Genomic DNA, 24,634 nt, shown 5'->3' with positions numbered 1-24,634 from the left:
GCCCCGATTGCGCCGGTGGTGCAATCGAGGCCTGCGTGGACTGCTCGAATCGAGCGTCAGAGCTGGGGGCCGGCGGCCTCGATCCGCGGGTCCATGTTCTCGAAGCGGGCGAAATTGTCACGAAAACGAGTAGCGAGCTGCTTTGCCTGGGCCTCGAAGGCAGGCGTGTCGTCCCACGCCTCGCGCGGATCGAGCAGGCGGGGATCGACCCCCTCCACCGCTACCGGAACATCCAGATTGATCCCTGGCAGATGCCGGGTCTCGGCCTGGTCGAGCTCACCACTCTGGATCGCGCGAATCACCGCTCGGGTCACGGGAATGCTGAAGCGCTTCCCCCCTTGCCCATAGGCCCCTCCGGTCCAACCGGTATTGACCAGGTAGACCTGGGTGCCGAAGGCTTCGAGACGCTTGATCAGCAGATCGGCATAGACCCGCGGTGGACGGGCGAAGAACGGCGCGCCGAAGCAGGTCGAAAAGGTCGCTTCGAGCCCGGAGGTGGAGCCGATCTCGGTGGAACCGACCTTGGCCGTGTAGCCGGAAAGGAAATGGTAGGCGGCGGCCTCCTTGGAGAGTCGCGCCACCGGCGGCAGCACCCCGGTCATATCGCAGGTCAAGAACACGATCGAGCTCGGCTCGGGACCGCGGTTCTCGGGCACGCGCCGCTCGACGTGCTCGAGTGGATAGGCGGCGCGACCGTTCTGCGACAGCCGGGTATCGGCGTAGTCGGGTACCCGGTGCTCGTCGAGCACCACGTTCTCGAGCACCGTGCCGAAGCGGATCGCGTTCCAGATGATCGGCTCGTTCTGCTCCGACAGGTCGATCGTCTTGGCATAGCAGCCGCCTTCGAAATTGAATACCCCACCGGGAGCCCAACCGTGCTCGTCATCACCGATCAAGTAGCGCTCGGGATCGGCGGAGAGCGTAGTCTTGCCGGTGCCGGAGAGACCGAAGAACAGCGTGGTGCGACCGTCCTGACCGACGTTGGCGCTGCAGTGCATCGGCAGCACGTCTTGCTCGGGGAGGAGGTAGTTGAGCACCGAGAACATCGCCTTCTTGATCTCACCGGCGTAGCGCATCCCGGCGAGCAGCACCCTGCGACCAGCGAAATCGATGATCGTGGTGGCCTCGGAGCGGGTGCCGTCTCGCTGCGGTTCGCAGACGAACCACGGCGCGCTGTGGATCGTCCACTCCGGCTTGTCCAAGGGGTTGTAGGCCTCGGGGCGCACGAACATGGTGTTCGCGAAGAGCGCATGCCAAGCGTTCTCGGCCACTACCCGAACCGGCTGGTAGTGATTTTCGTCGGCGCCCACATGCAGCGTGCAAACGAAGTTCTCACGCTCACCGAGATAGCTCTCCACCCGCCCCCACAGCGCCTCGAAGCGGGTCGAATCGAAGGGTTGATTGACCTCGCCCCAGTCGATCAGCGATCGCGAGCCGGGCTCGTCGACGATGAAGCGATCCTTGGGCGAGCGCCCGGTGCGCGCACCGGTCTCGGCGGTCAAACCGCCGTTGGCGGCGAGGCGGGTTTCACCGCGTGCGAGCGACAGCTCGATCAGCTCAGTGGCGCAGGGATTGAGCCGCACCCGATGGCGTGGGTCGTACTGCACCGAGAAGGTGGATTTCGACTGTTCGATGGTCATGGCATTAGGTGGCGAAAAGCCGCTCTCTCTCGTTGGCCAGCCTCTTAGGGCCAGGCTTCAGTTATCGGCACGCACGTACGGGAACGGCGTCTCCCCGTCGCACTGACCTGGGCGGTGCTCCACACGGCTGTTCAAGCACCTAGGCGAGCCAGTATGTCAAAAAGCCATCGAGGGTAAAATCCCTTTCAGCACCGATATTTACGATGAATGAAAGTCTACTTTCGTCTAGCCCTAAGAGCGTATCGAGACAGCGCCCTCACGTCTCTTTCGGTGTTTTATTACCACTTTTCGATGCGACGAAGGTCGAAAGAGAAAGCCCCGATCGCCCTTTCGCGACGGCATCGGCTACCATTCTCCCCTCGGCGGACCGACATTCACCGCAGCGCAGACGCCAATATGGCCAGACGAAAAAAGCCCGCGCTGCGCGCGCGGGCTTCATGACTCGTCCGGCGAGCGATCAGTGCAAGGTCGGGGAAGGTGCGTCGGGGCGCTGGATCAGCTCCTCGACGTCCGCGGCGCTGAACACATAGTGCGTGTTGCAGAAGTGGCACTGGGTATCGATGCGCCCCTGTTCGGCGACCGCCGAGCGCAGCTCGTCGGCGCCGAGCCGATGCAGCGCTTGGGCGAAGCGCTCGCGCGAGCAGGTGCAGCCGAAGGCGAGCGGCGCCGGCTCGAACAGCCGGGCGCGCTCCTCGTGGAACAGCCGATAGAGCACCTGCTCGGGCGCAAGCTCCAAAAGCTCCTCGCCGGTGATGGTCTCGGCCAGCGCATTGATCCGGTCCCACGCGTCCACATCCGGCTGGCGGCCGTCCTCGGGCAGCTTCTGGACCAGCAGCCCTGCGGCGCGGCGCTCGCCCGCGGCGAGCCAGAGCCGGGTCGGCAACTGCTCGGAACGCGCGAAGTAATCCTCCAGGCAGCCGCTCAGGGTCGCCTGGTCGAGGGCGACTATCCCCTGGTAGCGCTGCCCACCGCGCGGGTCGAGGGTGATCACCACCTGCCCGGTACCGACCAGCGAGGACAAGCTCGCATCATCGAGCGTTGCCAGCGCCTGCTCATCGAAGCGTGCGATCGCGCGCAGCCGCTGCGCGATCTCGGTACCGCCGGGATTCGACTCGGCCATCAGCAGCGAAAGCGGTCCATCGCCGCGCACCTCGAGGCTGAGTACGCCGTCGAGCTTGATCGTCGCGGTGAGCAGCGCGCAGGCGGCGAGCAGCTCGCCGAGCAGGCGCTCTACCGGCGCGGGATAATCGTGGCGGGAGAGCGTGCTCTGGTAGCTGTCTTCGAGCTGCACCAGCTCACCGCGTACCTGGGTATCGTCGAACAGGAAACGCTGCAGCCGATCGGATTCGGATTGAGTCATCGGTAAAAATCCATCGAGGGCGCCGCGCGAACGAACACGGGCGCGATAGCCTTGGAAAGTCCACGTCCGGCGTGGACACGCGCAGAGAACACCGGCAGGGATGGGGTTTCAGTCGTCGAAGCCCTGGCGCTGGAAGCGATGGATCTCGCGGCGAGACTTCTTGTCCGGCCGATGCGGCGGTGCCTGCATGCTCTGGTGGGCAAGCTTGCGGTTCTGCGCTTCGCGCTCGCGACGCTCGCGGCTGGCCGGCGTCTCGGTGTAGAGCGTACGTGCGTGGTCCGCACCACGGCGCTGGTCGCTCAGCGCCAGCACCTCGATCTCGAGGGTGTCCCATCCCTGGGTCACCTTGAGCCGCGCCCCCGCAGCCACTTGCTTGCTGGTCTTGGCACGCTCGCCATCGTAGTGGACCTTGCCGCCCTCTATCGCCTTCTTCGCCAATGCCCGGGTCTTGAACAAGCGCGCAGCCCACAGCCATTTGTCGAGTCGAACCTGATCCATCGTCGCTCCTCTCGTCGCCGAACCGGCCGGCGTCTGGGTTGGGAATCAAGATGGGGGCGACTTCGCAATTCACCAAGAGCAACGCGGCAAGCAGTGGACAATCGCTCGCCCAGGGCCAAGGATGGAACCTTGCATGGCGCGCACGATCCGAGAAAAGGTGCGCCCATCGCACGACTTGCCGAGGATATGGCCATGCCCGCCAAAAAACCGACCATCACCGCCCGGCGCGAGCTCGCCCGCTCACGCCTTTTCTGCATCGAAGAACTCGATCTGCGCTTCGCCAACGGCGAGCGACGCACCTTCGAACGTCTGCGCAGTTCGGGGGGCTTCAGCGCGGTGATGATCGTGGCGATGCCCGACCCCGAGCACGTCCTGCTGGTAAGAGAGTACGCCGCGGGATTCGAGCGCTACCTGCTCGGTCTGCCCAAGGGTTCCATCGACCTGGGCGAGGACATGATCTCCGCGGCCAATCGCGAGCTCAAGGAGGAGTGCGGCTTCGGTGCGCGCTCGATCGAACCGCTCACCGAACTGAGCATCGCGCCCAACTACATGGCCCATCGCATCACCGTGGTCCTCGCCACCGACCTCTATCCCGAGCGCCTCCCGGGCGACGAGCCCGAACCGCTCGAGGTGGTTCGCTTTCGCCTCGACCAGCTCGACCAGTTGCTCAACCGCGACGACTTCCACGAAGCGCGCAGCATCGCAGCGCTCTACATGGCGCGAGACTACCTCGACAGCCTCTCCGACTACGACATTACCGGTTCGAACGCGGACGACACCCCGCTGCCGTGGTGATACCGACGGCTACTGCCGCAAGCGCAGGCGCGGCCGTTCATCGCACAGGCTGATCTCCAGCTCGACGTCGAACACCTCGGCTATCCCGCCATTGGCGAACACTTCCCGCGGCGTGCCGCTGGCCACACGCGCCCCGTCGCGCAGCAGCCACAGCCGGTCGCAATAAGTGGCGGCGAGGTTGAGATCGTGCAGCACGCACACCACCCCTAGCCCGCGCTCCCGGACAAGCCGCTGCAGAAGGCGCATCAGCCGCTGCTGGTGACCGATGTCGAGGGCGCTGTTCGGCTCGTCCAGCAGCAGCAGGCGGGTAAGCGTTCCATCCCCTTCCAGCGCATCCAGCTGGCACAGCGCTCGGGCGATCATCACTCGCTGGCGCTCGCCACCGGACAGGCCACCGATGCCCCGAGCCTCGAACGCTTCGAGCTCGAGCGCATGGATCGCACGGGCAATGCCATCGCTGGTGCCGCCGCCCAGCCCCAGGAACTCGGACACCCGCCAGTCGAACGCTGGCGCCTCCGCCTGGGCGACCAGCGCACGCCGGCGCGCCAGCGCCGCAGGGTCGTGATCGGCGAGCGCCACACCGTCGAACAAGACCCGCCCCCGTGAAGGCGCACGGTAGCCGGAGAGCAGCGAGATCAGCGTGCTCTTGCCCGCGCCATTAGGGCCGATCACGCCAAGCAGCTCGCCCGGCGCCAGGCGATCGCTGATCGCCGCAAGGCGTGGCGTGGTGTCGAGACAGGCTTCTTCGAGGGTCAACATCGATGTTGGCTACTCCATCGCAGTACGGCGCCGACGCAGCAGCAGCCATAAAAAGTAGGGACCACCGAGCAGACTGGTCAAAAGCCCCACCGGCACCTCCGCGGGCGACATCATGGTCCGCGCCAGGGTGTCGGCGACCACCAACAGCAGCGCGCCGCCCACCATCGATGCCGGCAGCAGCAAACGGTGGCCCGGCCCCATCCATAGCCTGAGCACATGGGGCACGAGCAGGCCGATGAAACCGATGATACCGGCCAGGGCGACGCTCGCTCCCACGCCCAGGGAGACCGCGAGGATCACTCGGCGACGCAGCGACTGCGCATCGAGGCCGGCAGCGTGCGCGGTCAGCTCACCGAGCTGCAGCAGATCGAGCCCACGCGCGCAGCGGGCGAGCCCCAGCAGCGCCAGCGGCAGCAGCACCATCGCGGCAAGGGTCGCAGGCCATAGCGCATGGGCCAGGCTCCCCATCCCCCAGAGACTCAGCTGGCGCAGCTGCTCGTCGCTGGCGATGAAGGCGAGAAGCCCTCCCCCGGCACCGGCGATCACATTGATCGCCAGCCCCGCGAGCAGCAGGGTCACCACCGCCTCGCGGCCTCGATAGCGCCGACCGATCTGGAACACCAGCGCGCTGACCACCAAGGCGCCGATGAAGCCGGCGAGGAACTGCGCATAGAGGCCGAGCGGCCCGGCCATTCCCCCACCGAGGACGATCAGCGCCGCGACCGCGAGCCCGGCACCGTTGGCCAACCCCAGCAGGGTCGGATCGGCGAGCGGATTGCGAAACAGCCCCTGCATCGCGGCGCCGCCGGCGGCCAGCATCGCCCCGATCAGCACGCCGAGCAGCAGCCGCGGCAGGCGCAGCTGCCACCACACCTGCCAGCCGAGCGCATCGGGCCAGTCGCCGAACAGCAGCCGGGGCGACAGGCCGATCACCCCACTGCTGGCGCCGATCATCAATGCCAGCGCGAGTAGACCGAGCAGCACCAACACTTTCGTCTCGGGCCTCGCTTGCCCACCGCTCATCTACCGGCCTCGTCTTCGGCCAGCGCGGCGTGCAGCGCCAGGATCGCTTCAGGCGTGCGCGGACCGAAGCCGAGCAAGGCCTGCTCGTCGACCTCGATATAGCGTCGTTCTCGTCCCGCAGGGGTCATGCCGATACCCGGCATGCGCCACAGCGCCTCCTCGCCGCCCAGCGCTTCTAGACCGATAGGCGAGATCAGCACCACCTCGGGGGCGAGCGCCACCAGCGCTTCTCCCCCCACTCGCTTGTAGCCGGAAAAGTCGGGCCGCCAGTCGAGCCCGGCGAGGCGCATCGCGGCATCCGCCGAGTTGCCCCGGCCCGCCACCATCGGCGCCCCGCCGTGGCCGAGAATGAACAGCGCACGCGAATGGAGCGGCGCCAGGCCCTCGACCCGCGCACGCTGCTCGTCGAGGCGCGCGATCAGCCCCTCACCCTGGGCTTTTGCATCGAGCGCGGTGGCGACCTGCCGGACCTTGCGCTCCAGCGCATCGAAATCCTGCCCAGCGTCGATGCGCACCACCTCGACGCCGCTCGCCTCGAGCTGGGCGAGCGTCTCGCGCGGCTGCGCCGCGTCGCTGACCAGCAGCCGTCGGGCACCGAGCGAAAGCACGCTCTCCGCGGAGAGCCTGCGCAGATAGCCGACCGACGGCAGCAGCGCGATCTCAGCGGGATAGACGCCGGTGTCGTCGCGGCCCACCAGCACCTCGGTGCGCCCCAGTTCGGCCACGATCTCGGCGACATCGCCGCCGACCACCACGGTATCGGCCGCGGCCCAAGCGAAGCGGACAGCGCCCAGCAGACCGAACAGCAGCAGCACGGCGACGCCCCTGCATTGCAGCCTTCTCATTTCGAATCCCCTCTGCTCATCACGCACTTCGTGCAAGAAAACCACCAACTTCGAGAAAATTTCGCGCACACGTCAGCCTTCGCCCGGGCATCGAGCCTGATCGATGGTGGTACGCCGGGCAGGCGCCCTCCTAATGCTGGGTCTTGGACCCTATGCGGGCATAGCGCAGGAATGCGAACGACATTAGAATACCAATGACAATAAATATCATTAAAAAACGATCCTCGAACCTTTCGCCATATAACATTCAAGGGCACCCAACCAGCCATCATGAAGACCTCGCCACACTCGGCCACGCGTTGCCAACGCCGGCCGGCCAGCCTGCTCGTCTCTCCGCTGGCGATCGCCATATCGCTGGCCGCCTCCGCGGCCCAGGCACAGACCGCCATGACCCAGCAAAGCGAGCATCCGGTTTCGCTGCCGACGCTGGAAGTCAACGCCAAGCGCGCGCCCTCCGCGGTCGAGCGCACCACTCTGGAACAGAGCACCGTCGCCACGGTCGACGCGGAGAAGCTGGCCAGCACCTTGTCCTACTCGATCGCGGACGCCACCCGCTACGAACCCGGGGTACTGGTGACCAACAAGGGACGCTTCGGCCTCGCCGGCTTCAACGTGCGCGGACTGGATGAGAACAGGGTATCGATCGGACTCGACGGACTCGAGATGGCGGAGAGCTACGGTCCTACTTCGACCTATCTGAAAAGCAGCCGGGTCAGCGTCGACGTCGAGTCCCTCGCCGGGATCAACGTGATCAAGGGCGGCGACGCCGTGGCGGGATCGGGGCTCAGCGGCGTGGTCGACATGCGGCTCAAGGCGCCCGAGGATTTCCTCGCCCCGAGCGGGGACGACAGCTACGCCAGCTTCAAGGCCGGATACCGCAGCGATCGGAAAGGGTTCTTCGAGAGCACCACCCTGGCGGCGCGTCGAGGCGAGTACGAATCGATGCTGGTACTGACCAACCGCCACGGCCAGGCCACCAGGAACCACGAAAGCAACGGCAGCGACGACCGCACCAGCGGCACGTCGCGCACCACCCCGGACCCGGGCGACATCGACAACTACGACCTGCTGCTCAAGCTGCAGCGGGTGATGGACAACGGCCGCATCGGCATGGTCGCGCAAAAGTATCGCGCCTCCTCGCAGCTGCACACGTTCTCCTCGGAGACCTCGAGCTATCGCGACTACTTCACCGACGACTCGCTGACCCGCACCCGCCTCGGCATCTACCAGGATGCGATGCTCGACACCGCGATGTTCGACGACGTCCGCTGGCGCCTCGACTGGCAGCGCACCTCGACGATCGACGACAGTTCGTTCACCTATGCCACTGCCGCCAGCGCCTATGACCGCAAGGTCGACCGCGAATACACCCAGAACAGCTGGCAGCTCAAGGCCGACTTCGCCAAGGCGCTGGAGCTCGGTGTACCGCAGCAGCTCGCCTACGGGGTAGTGATCAAGCGCGACGCCTACAACAACCGCAACAGCGACTTCAACCTCGACGCAGGGAGCGTGGAGGCCACCCGCTTCTCGCCCCCCGGCACGGCGACCCGCATAGGGCTCTACCTGCAGGATCGGCTGTCGTTCGCCGATGATCGAGGCTCGCTCACCCCGGCGCTGCGCTTCGACCGCTACTCCTACGACCTGGACAACGACGGCCTGACCTCGCAGTCCTACGATGACGCCGAGGATCGCGCGCTCACCGGCCAGATCGGCGGCACCTGGCGGTTCACCCCCAACCTCCAGCTGTTCGGCAAGACCGGCTTCGGCTTCCGCGCGCCCTCCTACGACGAGCTCTACTACGACTATGCCGTCGCCGGACGCCCCTACCGGATTGTCGCCAACCCCGACCTGCAGCCCGAGTACAGCCGCTTCGTCGAGCTCGGCCTGCGCTTCGACGGGCGCCTGGGCAGCGCGGAAGTGACCAGCTTCTATACCCACTACCGCAACTTCATCGAGAGCAACGCCTCGGTCAGCATCGATCCCGCGAACTATCCATTTGGTGAATTCACCACCCGGAACCTCGACCGTGCGCTGATCCGCGGCTTCGAGGCCAAGGGCGTGCTCGACCTGGCGCAGGCCTTCGGCTGGGCCCAGGGCCTGTCGCTGCGCGGCGCATTGGCCTACATCGAGGGCAAGAACCTCGAGGACGGCGGCGCGATCCAATCGGTACCGCCGGTCCAGGGCGTGGTCAGCCTCGGCTACGACGCCCCGAGCCAGCGCTGGGGCAGCGAGCTGGCGGCGACCTTCGTCAATCACGTCAGCCAGGCCGACGCCGGCGCAAGCCCCTACGCCCCGGGCGCCTACCAGCTCTACGACCTGACCGGCTACCTGCGCGTCGGCGAGCACCTGACCCTGCGCGGCGGCGTGTTCAACCTCGCCGACAAGCAGTATTGGGTGTGGGACGACGTTCGCGGTCTTGCCACCAACGCCGGTATCGACCGCTATACCCAACCGGGACGCAACTTCGGCGCCAGCGTCGAGTACGTGTTCTAGGTTCCAGGGCTGAAACGCACACGCCCCCGCGATGGCGGGGGCGTGTCAGAACGGCAAGCGATAACGCGGGGTCAACGATCCTCGAGCTTGGCCAGGTCCCGCACCGCGCCGCGGTCGGCGGAGGTGGCGAGCATCGCATAGGCCTTGAGCGCAGCGCTGACCCGGCGGACGCGCTCGATCGAGGGCTTCCACGCCTTGTCACCGCGCGCCTCCATCGCCTCCCGGCGACGAGCCAGCTCGGCAGGGTCGAGCAGCACGTCGATACGCCGGCTGGGGATGTCGATGCGGATCAGGTCACCCTGCTCGACCAGCCCGATCGCACCGCCCGCCGCGGCCTCGGGGGAGACGTGGCCGATCGAGAGCCCCGAAGTGCCACCGGAGAAGCGCCCGTCGGTGAGCAGCGCGCAGGCCTTACCGAGCCCCTTGGACTTGAGATACGAGGTCGGGTAGAGCATCTCCTGCATGCCCGGCCCCCCCTTCGGCCCCTCGTAGCGGATCACCACCACCTCACCCGCCTTCACCTTACCGCTGAGCACGTGCTCGACCGCCTGGTCCTGGGACTCGACCACATGGGCCGGGCCCTCGAACACCAGGATCGAGTCGTCGACCCCTGCGGTCTTCACCACGCAGCCGCTCTCGGCGATGTTGCCGAACAGCACCGCAAGGCCGCCTTCGGGAGAGAAGGCGTGCTCGAGATCGCGGATGCAGCCCTGGGCGCGGTCACCGTCGAGGCTCGGCCAGCGCGCGCTCTGCGAGAACGCCTGCTGGGTACGCACACCGCCAGGCCCGGCCTTGAAGAACTCGACCACCTCGGGCGAGGGGCTGCGCATGATGTCCCACTCGTCGAGCGCGGCGGCGAGGCTCGGGGCATGCACGGTCGGCAGGCTGGTATTGAGCACCCCGGCGCGGTCGAGCTCGCCGAGGATCCCCATGATCCCACCGGCACGGTGGCAATCCTCGATGTGGTACTTCTGGGTGTTCGGTGCCAGCTTGCAGAGCTGCGGCACTTCGCGGGAGAGCTTGTCGATGTCGGCCATGGTGAAGTCGACCTCGCCTTCCTGGGCCGCGGCGAGCAGGTGCAGGATGGTGTTGGTCGAACCGCCCATCGCGATGTCGAGGGTCATGGCGTTCTTGAACGCATCGCGCGAGCCGATCGAGCGCGGCAGCACCGAGGCGTCGTCCTGCTCGTAGTAGCGCCGCGCCAGCTCGACGATGGTGTGGCCGGCGCGCTCGAACAGACGCTTGCGATCGGCGTGGGTGGCGAGCACCGTGCCGTTGCCCGGCAGCGCCAGGCCGAGCGCCTCGGTGAGGCAGTTCATCGAGTTGGCGGTGAACATCCCCGAACAGCTGCCACAGGTCGGGCAGGCGCTGCGCTCGACCTCGGCCAGGGTCTCGTCATCGACGCTGTCGTCGGCGGCCATCACCATCGCATCGACCAGATCGAGCCCGTGGTTGAGCAGCTTGGTCTTGCCCGCCTCCATCGGCCCGCCGGAAACGAAGATCACCGGGATGTTGAGCCGCATCGCCGCCATCAGCATGCCGGGTGTGATCTTGTCGCAGTTGGAGATGCACACCAAGGCATCGGCGCAGTGCGCATTGACCATGTACTCGACCGAATCGGCGATGATGTCGCGGGAGGGCAGCGAATAGAGCATCCCGTCGTGGCCCATGGCGATGCCATCGTCGACCGCGATGGTGTTGAACTCCTTGGCCACCCCGCCGGCGCGCTCGATCTCGCGAGCGACCAGTTGCCCCATGTCTTTCAGGTGGACGTGACCGGGCACGAACTGGGTGAAGGAGTTGGCCACCGCGACGATCGGCTTTTCGAAATCGCCGTCCTGCATGCCGGTGGCGCGCCACAGAGCGCGCGCGCCGGCCATGTTGCGGCCCGCGGTGGTGGTACGGGAACGGTATGTGGGCATGGAGCCTCCTCGTCACGTAGCTATGGATCGAGCGGATGGGTCGCGACCCGGATCTGGTCGTCGCAGCACACCATTCGATCGAGCGCCGGCGGAACGGCCGTGTTCGCCTTCGTTCCGGTGAGAAAAGAAGCTCAGCCTCGCCAACGCCATGCCCACCTCGCGGTGCGGGGGAAGGTCAAAGACGCCGCCGCGACGCCGCTCTCGTGAAGCGGCGTCGCGGCGTGGGCGGGACTGGGAGCGCCCCGTGACGGTCGGCACGGGGCGTCGAGCGATACGCCAAGCGGAAATTGACCCTCATCTTGCCACAGTGGGGGCATCTCGCGCCATGTGCGTAAACCGCTCGCTAGCGGTGAGTGGCGAGGAAGCGCTGCACCCGCTCGCTCTCGGGGGCGGTGAAGAACCGCTCGGGAGGCGCGCGCTCGATCAGCTTGCCCTTGTCGAGGAACACCACCTGGTCGGACACCGCGCGGGCGAACTCCATCTCATGGGTGACCACCACCATGGTGTAGCCATCCAGGGAGAGTGCGCGCATCACCGCCAGCACCTCGCCGACCAGTTCCGGGTCGAGCGCCGAGGTCGGCTCGTCGAACAGCAGCACCTCCGGCGCCATCGCCAAGGCGCGCGCGATCGCCACCCGCTGCTTCTGCCCACCGGATAAGGTGTAGGGGTAGGCATCGCGCTTATGCCCCATGCCGACCTTGTCGAGCAGCGCCAGCGCCTCCTCCACCGCACGGCTGCGCGGAATCCGCTTGACGTGCACCGGCGCCTCGATGACGTTCTGCAGCACGGTGAGGTGGGGCCATAGATTGAAACTCTGGAACACCATCCCGGTGCGCGCACGCAGGCTGGCCAACGCGCGAACCGACATCTGCTTGCCCTGCGCGTCGACACCGATATGCTCGCCGTTGATTTTGACCGTGCCGCGATCCGGCTGCTCGAGCCAGTTGATGCAGCGCAGCATGGTCGACTTGCCCGAGCCGGACGCCCCAAGCACGCTGACCACCTCGCCACGGGCGACTTCGAGATGGATGTCGCGCAGCACCTCCACCCCGTTGAAACTCTTCGACACGCCCTCGAGGCTGACGACGGGAACCTCAGACATGATCGAATCCTCGCTTGCGGCCGAACCTGCCGGCCCATTTGACCAACAGCTCGATGACGATGCTGACCATCCAGTAAAGCCCGATCACGGCGACGAACGCCTCCATCGGAATGAAATAGATCGCCTGGATCGAATTGGCTGCCGCCGTCAGTTCGTTGACCGTGATGATGGTCAGGAAGGCGGTGTCCTTGAGGCAGTAGATCAGCTGGTTGCCGATCAGCGGCCGGACCCGGATCAAAAGCTGCGGCAGCAGGATACGACGGAACAGGGTGAAACCGTGGAAGCCACAGGCCCGAGCCGCCTCCACGCCGCCTGCCGGCATCACCAGCCGCGCACCGCGCAGCATCTCGGCGAAGTAGGCGCCGTGGTAGATCACCAGCGCGATCAGGCCCGCGGTCCAGGCGTCGAGCCGCACCCCGAGGCTCGGCAAGCCGTAGTAAAGCAGGTAAGCGAAGATCAGAAACGGCAGCGTACGCATCAAATCGATCGCCACCCGCAGCGCTCGGCGCAGCCAGGGGCCGGCCTGCTCGAGCAGGTAGACCACCAGGCAGCCGAGCAGGAAGGCGAGCACGCTGCCGATCAGGAATATCTCGATCGTGGTGAACAGGCCTGAGATCAGACTGTCCCGGGCTTCCCAGACGATTTGCCAGTTTTCCATCGGATTTTCCTCAGACCGCTAGCCGGTGGGCGCGCCACTCGGCGAGCGCCTGCAGCTGGATCAGGGCGTAGATCACCACCATGTAGAGTAAGGCGGCGGCGAGGATCGGTGGCAGCGGTTCGTAAGTAACCGCAGAGATGCGATTGGTCACGCGGGTCAGGTCGACGATACCGATCACCGCGATCGCAGGGCTGCCCTTGATCAGAAACGACATCTCGTTGACCAGCCCAGGGAGGCTCACGGTGATCATCTGCGGCAGCATGATCCGGCGAAAACAGAGCCACGGTGTCATCCCGCAGGCCATCGCCGCCTCACGCTGCTCCTTGGAGAACGAGAGGAAGGCACCGCGCCAGATTTCAGCGTTGAATGCAGCGGTATTGAGCGTCAGGGCGAGGATCGCGGCCAGGTTGCGATTCATCACGATGCCGAAGGTCGGCGCGACGAGGAAGATGAACAGCACCAGCGTGACCAGTGGCGTCGCCCGCGCGATGCTGACGTAGAGCACCAACAGCTGGTCGACGAATGGAATCCTCAGCATCCGCACCAGGGCGATGCCAAGCCCCAGGACCACCCCGATGGCGATCGAGACGGCCGAGATCCATACCGTGGTCCACGCTCCTTCGAGCAGCAGCAGCCAGGTTTGCGAATTCAAAGACGACTCCTCGCACCGCGCATAGCGCGGCGAAGCGGCTGGATTTCAATCCGCGGCGGCGAGCGCCGCCGCGACGACGGGACTACTCTTCGAGGCCGGCCAACTCGCGGAACTGGTCCGCCGTGGTGATCGGCTCGGTGGGCAGATCGTCGAACGATTCGCCAAACCACTTCTCTTGCAGCTCGGCCAGGCGGCCGTTCTCGCGCAGGTGATCGAGGAACTCGGTCAGGAAGGCGAGCAGCTCAGGGCTCGTCTTCGGCACCGGCCAGCCGACGAAGCCGCCGCCGGAAACCGCCTGGCCGCGCTCGAAGACGTCAGGTCGGGTACTCACCAGGTTGTTGACCGGCACGATCGAATCGATCACGTAGTCGAGCCGTCCATTGGCGAGATCGGCATAGGCCTCGGGGTAGGACTGGTACTGCACCACTTCTCCAAGCTTGCCACCGGAAGCCTCGAGCATCGTTTCGAGCTCGGGAAGCCGAGCGAGCAGCGCGCTGCCTGCCTGGACACCGACGATCTTGCCACTCAGGTCAGCGACCGAGTTGAGCCGGTCATCGCCCTTGCGCTTGACGTAGAAGTGCTGGGCCGAGGCGATCGGCGGGGCGAAATTGAGCGCACGGAGCCGATCGACGGTCAGCGACGCACCGGTGATCGCCGCGTCGTACTGGCGATTGGCCACCGAAGCGAGCAGCCCGGTCCACGGCAGGATATCCTGGCGAACGTCGAACGACGCATACTGTTTCAGCTCGTCGATCATGTCCTTGTTGAAGCCGTCGGGCTGGCCATTGTTCATGAAATTGAACGGTGCGTAGTCATCCTCGGTGGCCACGCTCATGTAGCCCCGCGACTCGATCTCATCGAGATCGGCGGCCTGGGCCAGCGGGGCCGCGAGCATCCCGAGGGTGGTCAGCATCAGCGCGGTGGCGGTGAACAAGCGGGAGAAAGGGGCAGGGGCATGCATACGTCAGCTCTCCAAGGCGTTTCGTTATCGTTGTAGTCGATCAGTCATTAGGGCGAATCGCCTTGGCCCCTACCCTAGTGAATCGCCTCGACGGAGCCATAGAGCCAGTTGGCGGGATTGCTTGTGTCAGATGGGAACCCCATACGGCACGAATCTTGCTACCCAAAGACGCGGGGAATCGACGGAGCATGAGATGATAGAGCGCTACTTCCAGCTGGAGACGGACCAGCGCGGCAGCCTACAGGAGAAGATACGCAAGGCGCTGCTCGATGCCATCTGCACCGGCACGCTGCCGGTCAACGAGGCGCTGCCCTCATGTCGCCGGTTGTCCCACCAGCTCGGGGTCTCACGCAACACCGTGGCGCTGGTCTACGAAAGCCTGGTCGAGGACGGCTATCTGATCAGCCGGCCGCGCAGCGGCTACTATCTCCATGAGTCCTACCATGCACCGCCGTTCGCCGGCGAATCATCGACGCGGCTCGACGAGCCCGAACATGCACCGAATTGGCACCGTCGCTTTTCTCATCGACCCAGCCATTTCGAAGGCGTGCTGCGCCCGAGCAACTGGATGGACTATCGCTACCCGTTCATCTACGGCCAGCGCGATGCCCAGCGCTTCCCGCTCGGCCAGTGGCGCGAAGCCAGCCGGCAGCTGCTCGAGGAGCGCCGCGACCGCCAGTGGCTCAACGATCGCTACGACCAGGACGACCCGGCGCTGATCGAGCAGCTGCGCACCCGGGTGCTGCCAAAGCGCGGCATCCTCGCCGATGCGGATGAGATCCTGATCACCCTCGGTTCGCAGAATGCGCTGTTCCTGGTCACCCAGCTGCTGTTCACCGGCGCGACCCGCGTCGCGATGGAGAATCCCGGCTACCGCGAAGCGGCCAGCGTCTTCGCCCGGCAGGGTGCGCAGCTGGTGGGCTGCCCGGTCGATGCCGAAGGACTCACCCTCGAAGCTGCGACCCACGACTGCGACTATCTCTACGTCACCCCGAGCCACCAAGTGCCGAGCGGCGTACCGATGAGCCGCGCTCGGCGCAGGGCGCTGCTCGACCAGGCGGTGCAGCGCGACCAGATCGTGATCGAGGACGACTACGACGCCGAGACCAATATCGAGCGCGACGCACTGCCAGCGCTGAAGAGCGACCAGCGCGGCCATCGGGTGATCTACCTGAGCAGCTTCTCGAAATCGCTCTCCGCCGGCCTGCGCCTGGGCTACCTGGTCGCCGACGCGGAGCTGATCTTCGAGCTGCGCGCGCTGCGCCGGCTGATGTACCGCCACCCGCCATCGAGCCTGCAGCGCCAGCTCGCCCAGTTCCTCGCCCAGGGCCACTACGATCGCGCCCTGCGCCTGCAGCAGCAGAGCTCGCGCCAGCGCTGGGAACTGCTCGACGGGGCGCTGCGCCGCCACCTGCCGGACTGCCGGCGGATCAGCGGCGACCACGCCAGCGCCTTCTGGATCGCCACGCCCGAGGCCTGCGACACCCAGCGCCTGGCGTGGCGCGCATCGCAGAGCGGCATACTGATCGAGCCGGGCTTCCAGCACTTCTTCGATCAGGTGCCGCCGCGCAACTTCATGCGCCTGGGCTTCGACGCGATCGACGTCGAGCGAATCGAGCCCGGGATCGAGCTGCTGTCGCGGATCTTCAACGGCGAGTGAATCACCCGCCCGAACTCACGCCAGCTCGGAGAGCGCCTCGTCGATGATGGCGAGCCCCTGTTCGATCTCGGCCGGGGTGACGATGCAGGGCGGCACCACATGGATGCGGTTCTCGACCACGAACGGCAGCAGGCCACGGGTCACCATCGCACGCTTGAGCCTGCCCATCTGTTCCGCGCCGAGCGGAGTGCGCCGCTGGCGGTCGGAGACCAGCTCGATGGCATGGAATACGCCGAGCCCGCGCACTTCACCGATCACTTCGTGACGCTCGGCCAAGGCTGCGATCCCCGGGCCCAGCAGCCGGCTCCCGATCGAGGCCGCGTTCTCTACCACGCCCTCCTCGTCCATCGCATCCAGGGTAGCGACGATCGCGGCCATTGCCAGCGGATGGCCCGAGTAGGTCAGCCCGCCGTAGAAGAAGTGATCGTCGAAATAGTCGCTGAGCGGCTGCGACACCATCACGCCACCGGCGGGCACATAGCCTGAGTTGACCCCCTTGGCGAAGGTGATCAGGTCAGGAACCACGTCGAAATGCTCGAGGGCCAGCCATTTGCCCGTACGCCCGAACCCGGCCATCACTTCATCCAGGATCAGCACGATGCCGAATTCATCGGCGAGCTTGCGCACGCCTTGCAGGTAGCCGCGCGGCGGGACCAGGACGCCCGCGGTGCCGGGGATGCTCTCGAGCAGGATCGCGGCGATCGAGCCCGGTCCTTCGCATTCGATCACCCGGCGCAGATGCTGCAGCGCACGGGCGCACTCCTCCTCCTCGTCGCGTGACCAGAACTCGGTACGATAGAGGAAGGGATTGAAGAAGTGCACATGGCCGCGGGCGAACTCGTTGGGCACACGGCGGAAGTCGCCGGTGGCGGCGATCGCCGAGCCGGTGCTGCCATGATAGGAGCGGTAGGCCGACAGCACCTTGTCGCGCTGGGTGAAGGCGCGCGCCATGCGGATCGCATTCTCGTTGGCATCCGCGCCGGCGTTGGTGAAGAACACCTTGGCGAAGCCCTTCGGCGCGCGCGCCAGGATCCGAGCGGCCGCCTCACCGCGCGCCAGGTTGGCATGCGCTGGCGCGATGGTGGTCAGCGTTTCGGCCTGGGCCTTGATCGCCGCGATCACCTTGGGATGCTGGTGGCCGATGTTGGTGTTGACCAGCTGGCTCGAGAAATCGAGGTACTCGCGACCGTCGAAGTCCCAGAGCCTGCAGCCGGCGCCGCCCTTGATCACCAGCGGATCGAGGCTGCCCTGGGTCGACCACGAGTGGAATACACCCTGGCGGTCGAGGCGTTTGACGTCGTCGTTGGTGACTGCCGCTACGGGGTCGATCGAGATATCCATGTGCGCTCCATCGTTGATGGTGACGAATGCGACGCGCCTCGGACCGCGCGTGCTTGTGAGGATACTCTAAGGAACTCTAGACGACGGCGCACAGGGACAGAGCGGGTCCGGTGAAGGGACAGCCCGCGCGGATGTCACGCGCCCCGCCACCATCTGTACCTTTCATCGTTCGCCGCGGGAATCTAAAGTCCAGAGAGCGCTTGTAGAGCCGCAACCGTTCGGCCGCAGAGAACCAGGCTTGGCCACCCGCTTCCATCAACAGGATTTTCGATCAGGAGTTCGACCCATGAGTCAGATCGCTTTCATCACCGGCGCCACCTCGGGCTTTGGCCGCGCGGCCGCCCGTCGCTTCGCCGAGGCCGGCTGGTCGCTGGTCCTCAGCGGCCGCCGCAAGGAGCGCCTGGACGAAATCAAGGGAGAGCTCGAATCCAAGGTGCCGGTCCACGTCGCCGAGCTCGACGTCCGCGACGCGAAGGCCGTGCAGGACATGGTGGCCGCCCTGCCGGAGCAGTTCCGCGCGGTCAAGACACTGGTCAACAACGCAGGCCTCGCCCTCGCCCCCGGCCCGGCGCAGGGCGTCGCGCTCGAAGACTGGCAGACGATGATCGACACCAACGTCACCGGGCTGGTCAACGTCACCCACACGCTGCTGCCGACGCTGCTCGAGACCGGTGCCGGCGCGAGCATCATCAACATCGGCTCGGTGGCGGGCCAATGGCCCTACCCGGGCGGCCACGTCTATGGCGCGACCAAGGCGTTCGTCAAACAGTTCGGCTACAACCTGCGCTGCGACCTGATCGGCACCGGCGTGCGGGTCACCGACATCGCACCCGGCATGGCGGAGACGGAATTCACCCTGGTACGCACGAAAGGCGACCAGAGCGCCTCCGACAAGCTCTATCGCGGCACCACCCCGCTCACCGCGGAAGACATCGCCGAGCAGATCTTCTACGTCGCGACTCTGCCTGATCATGTCAACATCAATCGGCTCGAAGTGATGCCGTCGCGCCAAGCCTGGTCGCCCTTCGCGGTCGATCGCGACTGACCGCGAGGATGGCGTAAGTCGCTGACCATTAGTCTAGTCTGGGGGATGTCCGCTTCCACACAGGAGACTGCCATGCCCCTTCGCATCGAAGACTACGCGATGATCGGCGACTGCCGCAGCGGTGCGCTGGTCGGCACCGACGGCTCGATCGACTGGCTGTGCCTGCCGCGCTTCGACTCCGACGCTTTCTTCTGCGCGCTGCTCGGCGGCCCCGAGCACGGCCGTTGGGCGCTGACGCCGGACCTCGAGTACCGCAGCCAGCGCCACTACCGCGATGGCGGCCTGGTGCTCGAGACCCACTTCATCACCGCCGACGCCGAGCTTCGCATCATCGACTTCATGCCGATGCGTGATGACCAGGTCAGCTGCGTGGTGCGCCTGGTCGAGGGGATATCGGGACGGATGCGGCTTCGCCACGAACTCTGCGCACGTTTCGACTATGGCCTCACCATACCCTGGATCCGGGCTCGCGACGACGAGCGCACAGCGCTGATCGCCGGGCCCCACCAGCTGGTGCTGCGCGCGCCAGCGCATACCCTCGCCGAACATCTCGACGGTGCCCAGCGCTTCGACGTCTGCGCCGGCGAGCGGCTGGTCTTCGTGCTCCAGCACTGTCCCGCCCACGCGCAGGCACCGGACGACTTCGACGCCTATGCCGCCCTCGATCACACCGAAGCCTTCTGGCACGACTGGTCCTCCCACTGCCGGCCGGCGGGAGAATGGAGCGACCAGGTGCTGCGCTCGGCGATCACGCTCAAGGGCCTGAGCTTCACCCCCACCGGCGGCATCGCCGCAGCCCTGACCACCTCGCTGCCGGAGACCCTGGGTGGACATCGCAACTGGGACTACCGCTACTGCTGGATCCGCGACGCCTCCTTCACTCTGTCGGCGCTGCGCCAAGCCGGCTACGTGGAGGAAGCGGTGGCGTGGCGCGGCTGGGTGCGCCGCGCGGTGGCCGGTGCGCCCCACCAGCTCCAGGTGATGTACGGGCTCGCCGGCGAGCGCCGGCTCGACGAATGGATCGCCGATTGGCTGCCTGGCTACGAGGGCGCCCACCCGGTAAGGATCGGCAACGCCGCCGCCCAGCAGTTCCAGCTCGACATCTGGGGCGAGCTGGTGGGCGCGTTCGACACCGACGACCCCAAGGGTCTCGAGATGATCCCGCAGACCCAGCACGAGATCGTCGCCTTCATGGACTACCTCGAGACGCTATGGCGCGCGCCGGATGACGGCATCTGGGAGATTCGCGCCGAGCGTCGCCACTTCGTCCACTCCAAGGTGATGGCATGGCTGGCCTTCGACCGCATCAGCCGGGCGCCGCTGCCGCGCTCTCTGCTCGGCCATCAGCGCCGCTGGCAGCGCATCGCCGACCGGATCCATGCCGACGTCTGCGCCAATGGCCTCGATGCCGAGGGCCGATACTTCGTCCAAAGCTACGGCCACGAAGAGATGGACGCCGCCCTCCTGCTGCTGCCGCTTTCGGGCTTCCTGCCAGCGGACGATCCGCGCATGGTCGCCACCGTCCACAAGGTCGCCGAGCGGCTGATGGAGGACGGCCTGCTCCAGCGCTACGACACCGGCGAGGGAGTCGATGGGCTTTCCGGCGAAGAAGGCACCTTCCTCGCCTGCTCGTTCTGGCTGGTCGAGTGCTATGCGCTGATCGGCGAACTCGAGCTGGCCCGCGGCCTGATGCGGCGTCTGGTCGGGCTGCTCAACGACGTTGGCCTGCTTGCCGAGGAGTACGACACCCGCCATCAACGCCAAGTCGGCAACTTCCCTCAGGCCTACTCCCACGTCGCACTGATCAACGCGGCCTTCCGCCTGCACAGCGCTGAGACCCCGGGCTGAAATGCAAACGGCCCGCTGTCGCCAGCGGGCCGCTCGCGGGACGCCCAAGGGTCAGACGAAGACGACCTTGGCCACGTCGCGGTAGCGCTCAGCGAAGTGCACCGTCATCCCTTTCTTGAGATAGTCGGGCAGCTCGTCGTAGTCGCGCTGGTTGGCCTTCGGCAGCACCAGCTCGAAGATCTCGCTGCGCCGCGCGGCGATCACCTTCTCGCGGATCCCACCCACTGGCAGCACCTGCCCGGTGAGCGTCAGCTCGCCGGTCATCGCCAGGCCCTGCTTGATCTCCCGGCGCTTGGCCAGCGAGAGCAGCGCGGTAGCCATGGTCACCCCCGCTGAAGGCCCGTCCTTCGGTGTCGCGCCTTCGGGGACGTGGAGATGGATGAACGACTGGTCGAAGGCATCCTGGCTGACGCCGAAATCCTTGAGGTTGGCGATCACGTAGCTATAGGCGATGTTGGCCGACTCCTGCATCACCTCGCCGAGCTTGCCGGTCAGCTTGAGCCCACGGGTCAAGGCATGGACCTGGGTCGCCTCGATGGGCAGCGTGGCGCCGCCCATCGAGGTCCAGGCCAGCCCCGTGACCACGCCGATCCCCTTGAGCACCCGCTCGCGACGAAACAGCGGCGCGCCGAGGAACTGCTCCAGGTTGTTGACCGAGACCTTGACGTTGTCTTCGCCCTCGAGCAGCTTGACCGCCGACTTGCGCACGATGCGATGCAGCTGCTTTTCGAGCTGGCGAACCCCCGACTCGCGAGCATAGCCTTCGATCACCTGACGCAGCGCCGCGTCGGTGAGCGTGATCCGCTTCTTCGGAATGCGGTCGCGATTGAGCAGCTTGGGCCAGAGGTGATGCTTGGCGATCGCCATCTTCTCCTCGGCGATGTAGCCGGAGAGCCGGATCGATTCCATCCGGTCGTACAGCGGACCTGGGATGGTGTCGAGCTGGTTGGCGGTGCAGACGAACAGCACCTTGGAAAGGTCCAGGCGCACATCGAGATAGTGGTCGAGGAAGTCGACGTTCTGCTCGGGATCGAGCACCTCAAGCAGCGCCGAGGCGGGATCTCCCTGGAACGACTGGCCCAGCTTGTCGATCTCGTCGAGCATGATCACCGGATTCTCGACTTCGACCTCCTTGAGCGCCTGGACCAGTTTGCCCGGCATGGCGCCAACGTAGGTGCGCCGATGGCCCTTGATCTCCGCTTCGTCGCGCATCCCGCCGACCGAGAACCGATAGAACCGGCGGCCCAGGGCCTCGGCGATCGAGCGGCCGATCGACGTCTTGCCGACCCCTGGCGGACCGACCAGCAGCAGGATCGAACCGCCGACGCTGCCCTTGAAAGCGCCCTCGGCGAGAAACTCGATGATCCGCTCCTTGACGTCGTCGAGCCCATCGTGATCGCGATCGAGCACCCCACGCGCGTGGGTGAGGTCGAGCTGGTCGGTGGAGGTGATGCCCCACGGCAGCGCGGTCAGCCAGTCGAGATAGTTGCGAGTGGTGCCGTACTCGGGCGAGCCCGTTTCGAGCACCGACAGCTTGTCGAGCTCTTCGTCGATCCGGGTCTGCACGCGCGCCGGCAGCAACTTGCCTTCGAGCCTCTCGCGGAAGGTCTCGACGTCGTTCTGGCGATCGTCCTTCGAGATCCCCAGTTCCTTCTGGATCACCTTGAGCTGCTCGCGGAGGAAGAATTCCCGCTGGCGCTCGTGCATCTGCGCATTGACCTGCTCGGAGATCTCGCTCTGCAGCTGGGCGACCTCGATCTCCTTGCGCAGCAGTGGCAGCACCGCCTGCATCCGCTGCAGCACCGGCAGGGTCTCGAGTACCTTCTGCAGCTCCGGGCCCTTGGCCGAAGTGATCGCCGCGGCGAAGTCGGTCAGCGGGCCGGGATCATTGGGATTGAAGCGATTGAGATAGTTCTTGAGCTCCTCGCCATAGAGCGGGTTGATCGGCAGCAGCTCCTTGATCCCATTGATCACCGACATCGCGTAGGCACGGGTCTCGTCCGCGTCGCGATCGACAGGCTCCTTCGGATAGCTGACCTCGACCAGAAACGGTGGCTTGCGCGACAGCCAACGGACGATGCGGAAGCGCCGCACGCCCTGGGCGATGAACTGCAGCTGTTCGTCCTGGGATTGGGCGCGATGCACCTTCACCGCAGTGCCGATCAGCGGGAAGTCGCTGTCCTCGGGCACGTCGCGGGCGATATCACCGACGAAGGCGAGCCCGACACAGTGATGGCTGGTATTGGCTACCCGCTGCATGGTCTCTTCCCAGCGCTGGCGATTGATCAAAAGCGGCTGCACCTGGGCGGGAAAGAACGGTCGATTGTTGATCGGCAGCAGATAGATGCGCTCAGGCAGGACCTCACCAGCGGGAACGATCGCCTGCCCTGCCTGCGCATAGGCGCTGCCCTGCCCTGGCTGAGCGACGCTCGCTTCGTCATCGAGGGAAAGTTCGAGAACACCTTCTGGGGCTTCGGTCTGAGGGGAGACTTCGATTTCATCACTCAAACGCAGTTCGTTGCGTTCGCTCATGGCGTCTTCCTTGTCCAGACGGCCTGGCCGTCACATCGCCGGCCTGATTGACGTGCTCGGCGAACAGGATTGATGGGGATGCCTGTGCAATGTGGGCGGAGCTCGCCCATATCAAGGGTGGGGGCGATAGCACGAGCCGGCGCTCATCGGGGACGATGGGTCGGCTCGTGCTGACGGGAACTCAGAAGAGCTTGAACCAGGGCTGTTCGTTGATCGACAGGGTGCCATCGTCGAGCGTGATGTTGAGCGAACTCTGGTCGGGAGCAACGCCGGCGATCAGCGATACCAACGGGGGCGCGTTGTCGAGATCGAAATCGCCATAGAGCCTCGACAGCAGCGGCCGCCAGCCATCTTCGGCGCGCAGCGCGTCGGGTTCGAGTGCCATGATGTCCCGGCCGTCGAAGTTCAGCGCGCCTTCGACATGGATGGGCTTCTCGAGCATCGAGGTCTCAAGTTCGAGCTCATCCACGGTCAGCTGCGGGGAGCCTGCCAGCACGGTCAGCAGGTCGTTCCAATGCGGTTCGACCAGCGCGGTCCAGTCGGTGATCGGTTCAGCCGCCGAGCGGCGCGAAGAGAGCCCCTGTTCGAGCCCCTTCAGAAGCCGCTGCGAGGCGGCACCATCGAGATTATCGAGCGTCGCCGAAAGCCGCGCACTGCCCAGGCGCTGCTGGTAGACGCTGGCGTCCCCCACCGCGAGCGCCAGGGTATAGCGCAGATTATCGGCGGCGAAGGAGGTCTGGCCGTGATAGTCGATGCGCTCCAGCGTCACCGGTAGCGAGCGGGCACCCTGGAACTGTACGCGATCGAGGGTCAGCTCATCGCCCTGGTGGAAGTTGTCCTCTTCGCCCGCATAGCGACTCACGAACCGCAGCGGACCGAATTGCAGCTGGGCGTCCGGAGTGATGAAGCTGGCCGACTGCCACTCGCCGCTGAGATCGAAGTCTCCCTCGACCCCATTCAGCCGGAGCACACCGGCATGCAGCGTCATCGCCGGCAGGCGCTCGTCGCCCGCACGATCGATCTGCGGCAGGCGCAGCTCCGACTTGAGACGCTCGCTCAGGTGGCTGACGCTGGCGGTGAACTCGGCCGATCGACCAGGCGAGAGCAGGTCGGCGAACAGCGCCTCCCGCGTATCGCCGGCGACGTGCTCGAGGTCGAGCTGTCCATCGAGACTGGTGGAGAAAATACCGTGACGGGCGGTGAGCGGAACCACCAGTTCGCTTCGCTCGCCACCGGCGTCGAAACGATCGAGGTGCGCGACCAGCCTCATGCTGGTGGAGAAGAATCCTGACGAGACCTGCTGCTTGGAAACCGCGATCCCGCTCTCCACGCTGATCTTCACCAGCGTCTCGTCGAGACGTTCCATGAAGAGGTGGCGGCTATAGACGATGCCGGCCAGATAGCCGATCACCACGACCACCAGCAGCACCGCGCCGGCACCGACCAACCCCTTTTTCATCGCCCCTCTTCTCATCTGTCGCACCCTCTCCATGTCACTCG

Annotated in this window: 19 protein-coding genes; 5 read left to right on the top strand and 14 right to left on the bottom strand. The window is 65.9% G+C overall.

Going from position 1 to position 24,634, the window contains the following annotated elements:
• Positions 1-56: 56 nt before the first annotated feature.
• From Q376_RS0118740 to Q376_RS0118730, 3 genes are all read right to left on the bottom strand, one after another.
• A complete protein-coding gene (locus tag Q376_RS0118740) occupies positions 57-1,640 on the bottom strand; it encodes a phosphoenolpyruvate carboxykinase (RefSeq protein ID WP_081803653.1) in 1,584 nt (527 codons plus the stop codon).
• Between the two features lie 457 nt (positions 1,641-2,097).
• Complete coding sequence (gene hslO / locus Q376_RS0118735; protein ID WP_027351595.1) at positions 2,098-3,000, bottom strand: Hsp33 family molecular chaperone HslO; 903 nt, start codon at positions 2,998-3,000, stop codon at positions 2,098-2,100.
• A gap of 108 nt (positions 3,001-3,108) precedes the next feature.
• A complete protein-coding gene (locus Q376_RS0118730) occupies positions 3,109-3,498 on the bottom strand; it encodes an RNA-binding S4 domain-containing protein (protein WP_027351594.1) in 390 nt (129 codons plus the stop codon).
• A 186-nt stretch (positions 3,499-3,684) separates the two neighbouring features.
• On the opposite strand from Q376_RS0118730, the gene nudE reads away from it, so the two are divergent.
• Complete coding sequence (gene nudE / locus Q376_RS23505; protein WP_052365550.1) at positions 3,685-4,293, top strand: ADP compounds hydrolase NudE; 609 nt, start codon at positions 3,685-3,687, stop codon at positions 4,291-4,293.
• Between the two features lie 9 nt (positions 4,294-4,302).
• On the opposite strand, the gene Q376_RS23500 is transcribed toward nudE, so the two are convergent.
• Genes Q376_RS23500 through Q376_RS0118710 form a run of 3 tightly spaced genes read right to left on the bottom strand, consistent with a single transcriptional unit; the run spans position 4,303 to position 6,920 of the window.
• On the bottom strand, positions 4,303-5,052 hold the full coding sequence (locus Q376_RS23500) for an ATP-binding cassette domain-containing protein (protein ID WP_052365526.1): 750 nt from the start codon (positions 5,050-5,052) through the stop codon (positions 4,303-4,305).
• A gap of 9 nt (positions 5,053-5,061) precedes the next feature.
• Positions 5,062-6,075, bottom strand: a complete 1,014-nt coding sequence (locus tag Q376_RS0118715; RefSeq protein WP_027351593.1) for a FecCD family ABC transporter permease — start codon at positions 6,073-6,075, stop codon at positions 5,062-5,064.
• Positions 6,072-6,920 carry a heme/hemin ABC transporter substrate-binding protein gene (locus Q376_RS0118710; protein WP_027351592.1) on the bottom strand — a complete coding sequence of 283 codons (849 nt, stop codon included), beginning with the start codon at positions 6,918-6,920 and terminating at the stop codon, positions 6,072-6,074. Before Q376_RS0118710 ends, Q376_RS0118715 begins: the two co-directional genes overlap by 4 nt.
• A gap of 270 nt (positions 6,921-7,190) precedes the next feature.
• Between Q376_RS0118710 and Q376_RS0118705 the strand changes: the two genes are divergently transcribed.
• Positions 7,191-9,413, top strand: coding sequence for a TonB-dependent hemoglobin/transferrin/lactoferrin family receptor (locus tag Q376_RS0118705; protein WP_027351591.1), 2,223 nt, complete (start codon positions 7,191-7,193; stop codon positions 9,411-9,413).
• Between the two features lie 71 nt (positions 9,414-9,484).
• Here the strand turns inward: Q376_RS0118705 and ilvD are convergent, their stop codons facing one another.
• The 5 genes from ilvD to Q376_RS0118680 form a co-directional block, all read right to left on the bottom strand.
• Entirely contained in the window at positions 9,485-11,335 is a 1,851-nt protein-coding gene (ilvD, locus tag Q376_RS0118700) for a dihydroxy-acid dehydratase (RefSeq protein WP_027351590.1), read from the bottom strand.
• Between the two features lie 343 nt (positions 11,336-11,678).
• Positions 11,679-12,437 (bottom strand): amino acid ABC transporter ATP-binding protein, encoded by a 759-nt coding sequence (locus Q376_RS0118695; protein WP_027351589.1) that lies wholly within the window; start codon positions 12,435-12,437, stop codon positions 11,679-11,681.
• Positions 12,430-13,095 carry an amino acid ABC transporter permease gene (locus Q376_RS0118690; protein ID WP_027351588.1) on the bottom strand — a complete coding sequence of 222 codons (666 nt, stop codon included), beginning with the start codon at positions 13,093-13,095 and terminating at the stop codon, positions 12,430-12,432. Before Q376_RS0118690 ends, Q376_RS0118695 begins: the two co-directional genes overlap by 8 nt.
• 10 nt (positions 13,096-13,105) lie before the next feature.
• Positions 13,106-13,747 (bottom strand): amino acid ABC transporter permease, encoded by a 642-nt coding sequence (locus Q376_RS0118685; protein WP_027351587.1) that lies wholly within the window; start codon positions 13,745-13,747, stop codon positions 13,106-13,108.
• Positions 13,748-13,829: 82 nt separating this feature from the next.
• On the bottom strand, positions 13,830-14,708 hold the full coding sequence (locus Q376_RS0118680) for a transporter substrate-binding domain-containing protein (protein ID WP_245598996.1): 879 nt from the start codon (positions 14,706-14,708) through the stop codon (positions 13,830-13,832).
• Positions 14,709-14,901: 193 nt separating this feature from the next.
• On the opposite strand from Q376_RS0118680, the gene pdxR reads away from it, so the two are divergent.
• Positions 14,902-16,368 (top strand): MocR-like pyridoxine biosynthesis transcription factor PdxR, encoded by a 1,467-nt coding sequence (pdxR, locus tag Q376_RS0118675; RefSeq protein ID WP_027351585.1) that lies wholly within the window; start codon positions 14,902-14,904, stop codon positions 16,366-16,368.
• 15 nt (positions 16,369-16,383) lie between these two features.
• Here the strand turns inward: pdxR and Q376_RS0118670 are convergent, their stop codons facing one another.
• Positions 16,384-17,709: an aspartate aminotransferase family protein gene (locus Q376_RS0118670; protein WP_027351584.1), complete on the bottom strand. Its 1,326-nt coding sequence runs from the start codon at positions 17,707-17,709 to the stop codon at positions 16,384-16,386.
• Positions 17,710-17,995: 286 nt separating this feature from the next.
• Here Q376_RS0118670 and Q376_RS0118665 point away from each other — a divergent pair, with 286 nt between their 5' ends.
• Together Q376_RS0118665 and Q376_RS0118660 are read left to right on the top strand one after the other, a co-directional pair.
• Positions 17,996-18,754, top strand: coding sequence for an SDR family NAD(P)-dependent oxidoreductase (locus Q376_RS0118665; protein WP_027351583.1), 759 nt, complete (start codon positions 17,996-17,998; stop codon positions 18,752-18,754).
• A 72-nt stretch (positions 18,755-18,826) separates the two neighbouring features.
• The gene (locus Q376_RS0118660) at positions 18,827-20,602 is read left to right on the top strand and encodes a glycoside hydrolase family 15 protein (protein ID WP_027351582.1); all 1,776 of its coding nucleotides are present in this window, start codon (positions 18,827-18,829) and stop codon (positions 20,600-20,602) included.
• 51 nt (positions 20,603-20,653) lie between these two features.
• Here the strand turns inward: Q376_RS0118660 and lon are convergent, their stop codons facing one another.
• Entirely contained in the window at positions 20,654-23,134 is a 2,481-nt protein-coding gene (gene lon / locus Q376_RS0118655) for an endopeptidase La (protein ID WP_027351581.1), read from the bottom strand.
• Between the two features lie 181 nt (positions 23,135-23,315).
• Complete coding sequence (locus tag Q376_RS0118650) at positions 23,316-24,593, bottom strand: DUF945 family protein (protein ID WP_027351580.1); 1,278 nt, start codon at positions 24,591-24,593, stop codon at positions 23,316-23,318.
• Positions 24,594-24,634: the final 41 nt, after the last annotated feature.

Source organism: Halotalea alkalilenta DSM 17697, assembly GCF_000621205.1.
GTDB lineage: Bacteria > Pseudomonadota > Gammaproteobacteria > Pseudomonadales > Halomonadaceae > Halotalea > Halotalea alkalilenta.
This window is presented reverse-complemented; position numbering and strand designations above follow the sequence as displayed.

Coding starts and splice junctions, on each gene's coding strand:
- ilvD (WP_027351590.1), bottom strand. CDS start 11,335: ATGCCCACATACCGTTCCCGTACCACCACCGCGGGCCGCAACATGGCC.
- Q376_RS0118695 (WP_027351589.1), bottom strand. CDS start 12,437: ATGTCTGAGGTTCCCGTCGTCAGCCTCGAGGGCGTGTCGAAGAGTTTC.
- Q376_RS0118710 (WP_027351592.1), bottom strand. CDS start 6,920: ATGAGAAGGCTGCAATGCAGGGGCGTCGCCGTGCTGCTGCTGTTCGGT.
- Q376_RS0118715 (WP_027351593.1), bottom strand. CDS start 6,075: ATGAGCGGTGGGCAAGCGAGGCCCGAGACGAAAGTGTTGGTGCTGCTC.
- Q376_RS0118650 (WP_027351580.1), bottom strand. CDS start 24,593: ATGAAAAAGGGGTTGGTCGGTGCCGGCGCGGTGCTGCTGGTGGTCGTG.
- nudE (WP_052365550.1), top strand. CDS start 3,685: ATGGCCATGCCCGCCAAAAAACCGACCATCACCGCCCGGCGCGAGCTC.
- Q376_RS0118705 (WP_027351591.1), top strand. CDS start 7,191: ATGAAGACCTCGCCACACTCGGCCACGCGTTGCCAACGCCGGCCGGCC.
- Q376_RS0118665 (WP_027351583.1), top strand. CDS start 17,996: ATGAGTCAGATCGCTTTCATCACCGGCGCCACCTCGGGCTTTGGCCGC.
- hslO (WP_027351595.1), bottom strand. CDS start 3,000: ATGACTCAATCCGAATCCGATCGGCTGCAGCGTTTCCTGTTCGACGAT.
- lon (WP_027351581.1), bottom strand. CDS start 23,134: ATGAGCGAACGCAACGAACTGCGTTTGAGTGATGAAATCGAAGTCTCC.
- Q376_RS0118730 (WP_027351594.1), bottom strand. CDS start 3,498: ATGGATCAGGTTCGACTCGACAAATGGCTGTGGGCTGCGCGCTTGTTC.
- Q376_RS0118740 (WP_081803653.1), bottom strand. CDS start 1,640: ATGACCATCGAACAGTCGAAATCCACCTTCTCGGTGCAGTACGACCCA.
- Q376_RS0118690 (WP_027351588.1), bottom strand. CDS start 13,095: ATGGAAAACTGGCAAATCGTCTGGGAAGCCCGGGACAGTCTGATCTCA.
- Q376_RS0118680 (WP_245598996.1), bottom strand. CDS start 14,708: ATGCATGCCCCTGCCCCTTTCTCCCGCTTGTTCACCGCCACCGCGCTG.
- pdxR (WP_027351585.1), top strand. CDS start 14,902: ATGATAGAGCGCTACTTCCAGCTGGAGACGGACCAGCGCGGCAGCCTA.
- Q376_RS23500 (WP_052365526.1), bottom strand. CDS start 5,052: ATGTTGACCCTCGAAGAAGCCTGTCTCGACACCACGCCACGCCTTGCG.
- Q376_RS0118660 (WP_027351582.1), top strand. CDS start 18,827: ATGCCCCTTCGCATCGAAGACTACGCGATGATCGGCGACTGCCGCAGC.
- Q376_RS0118670 (WP_027351584.1), bottom strand. CDS start 17,709: ATGGATATCTCGATCGACCCCGTAGCGGCAGTCACCAACGACGACGTC.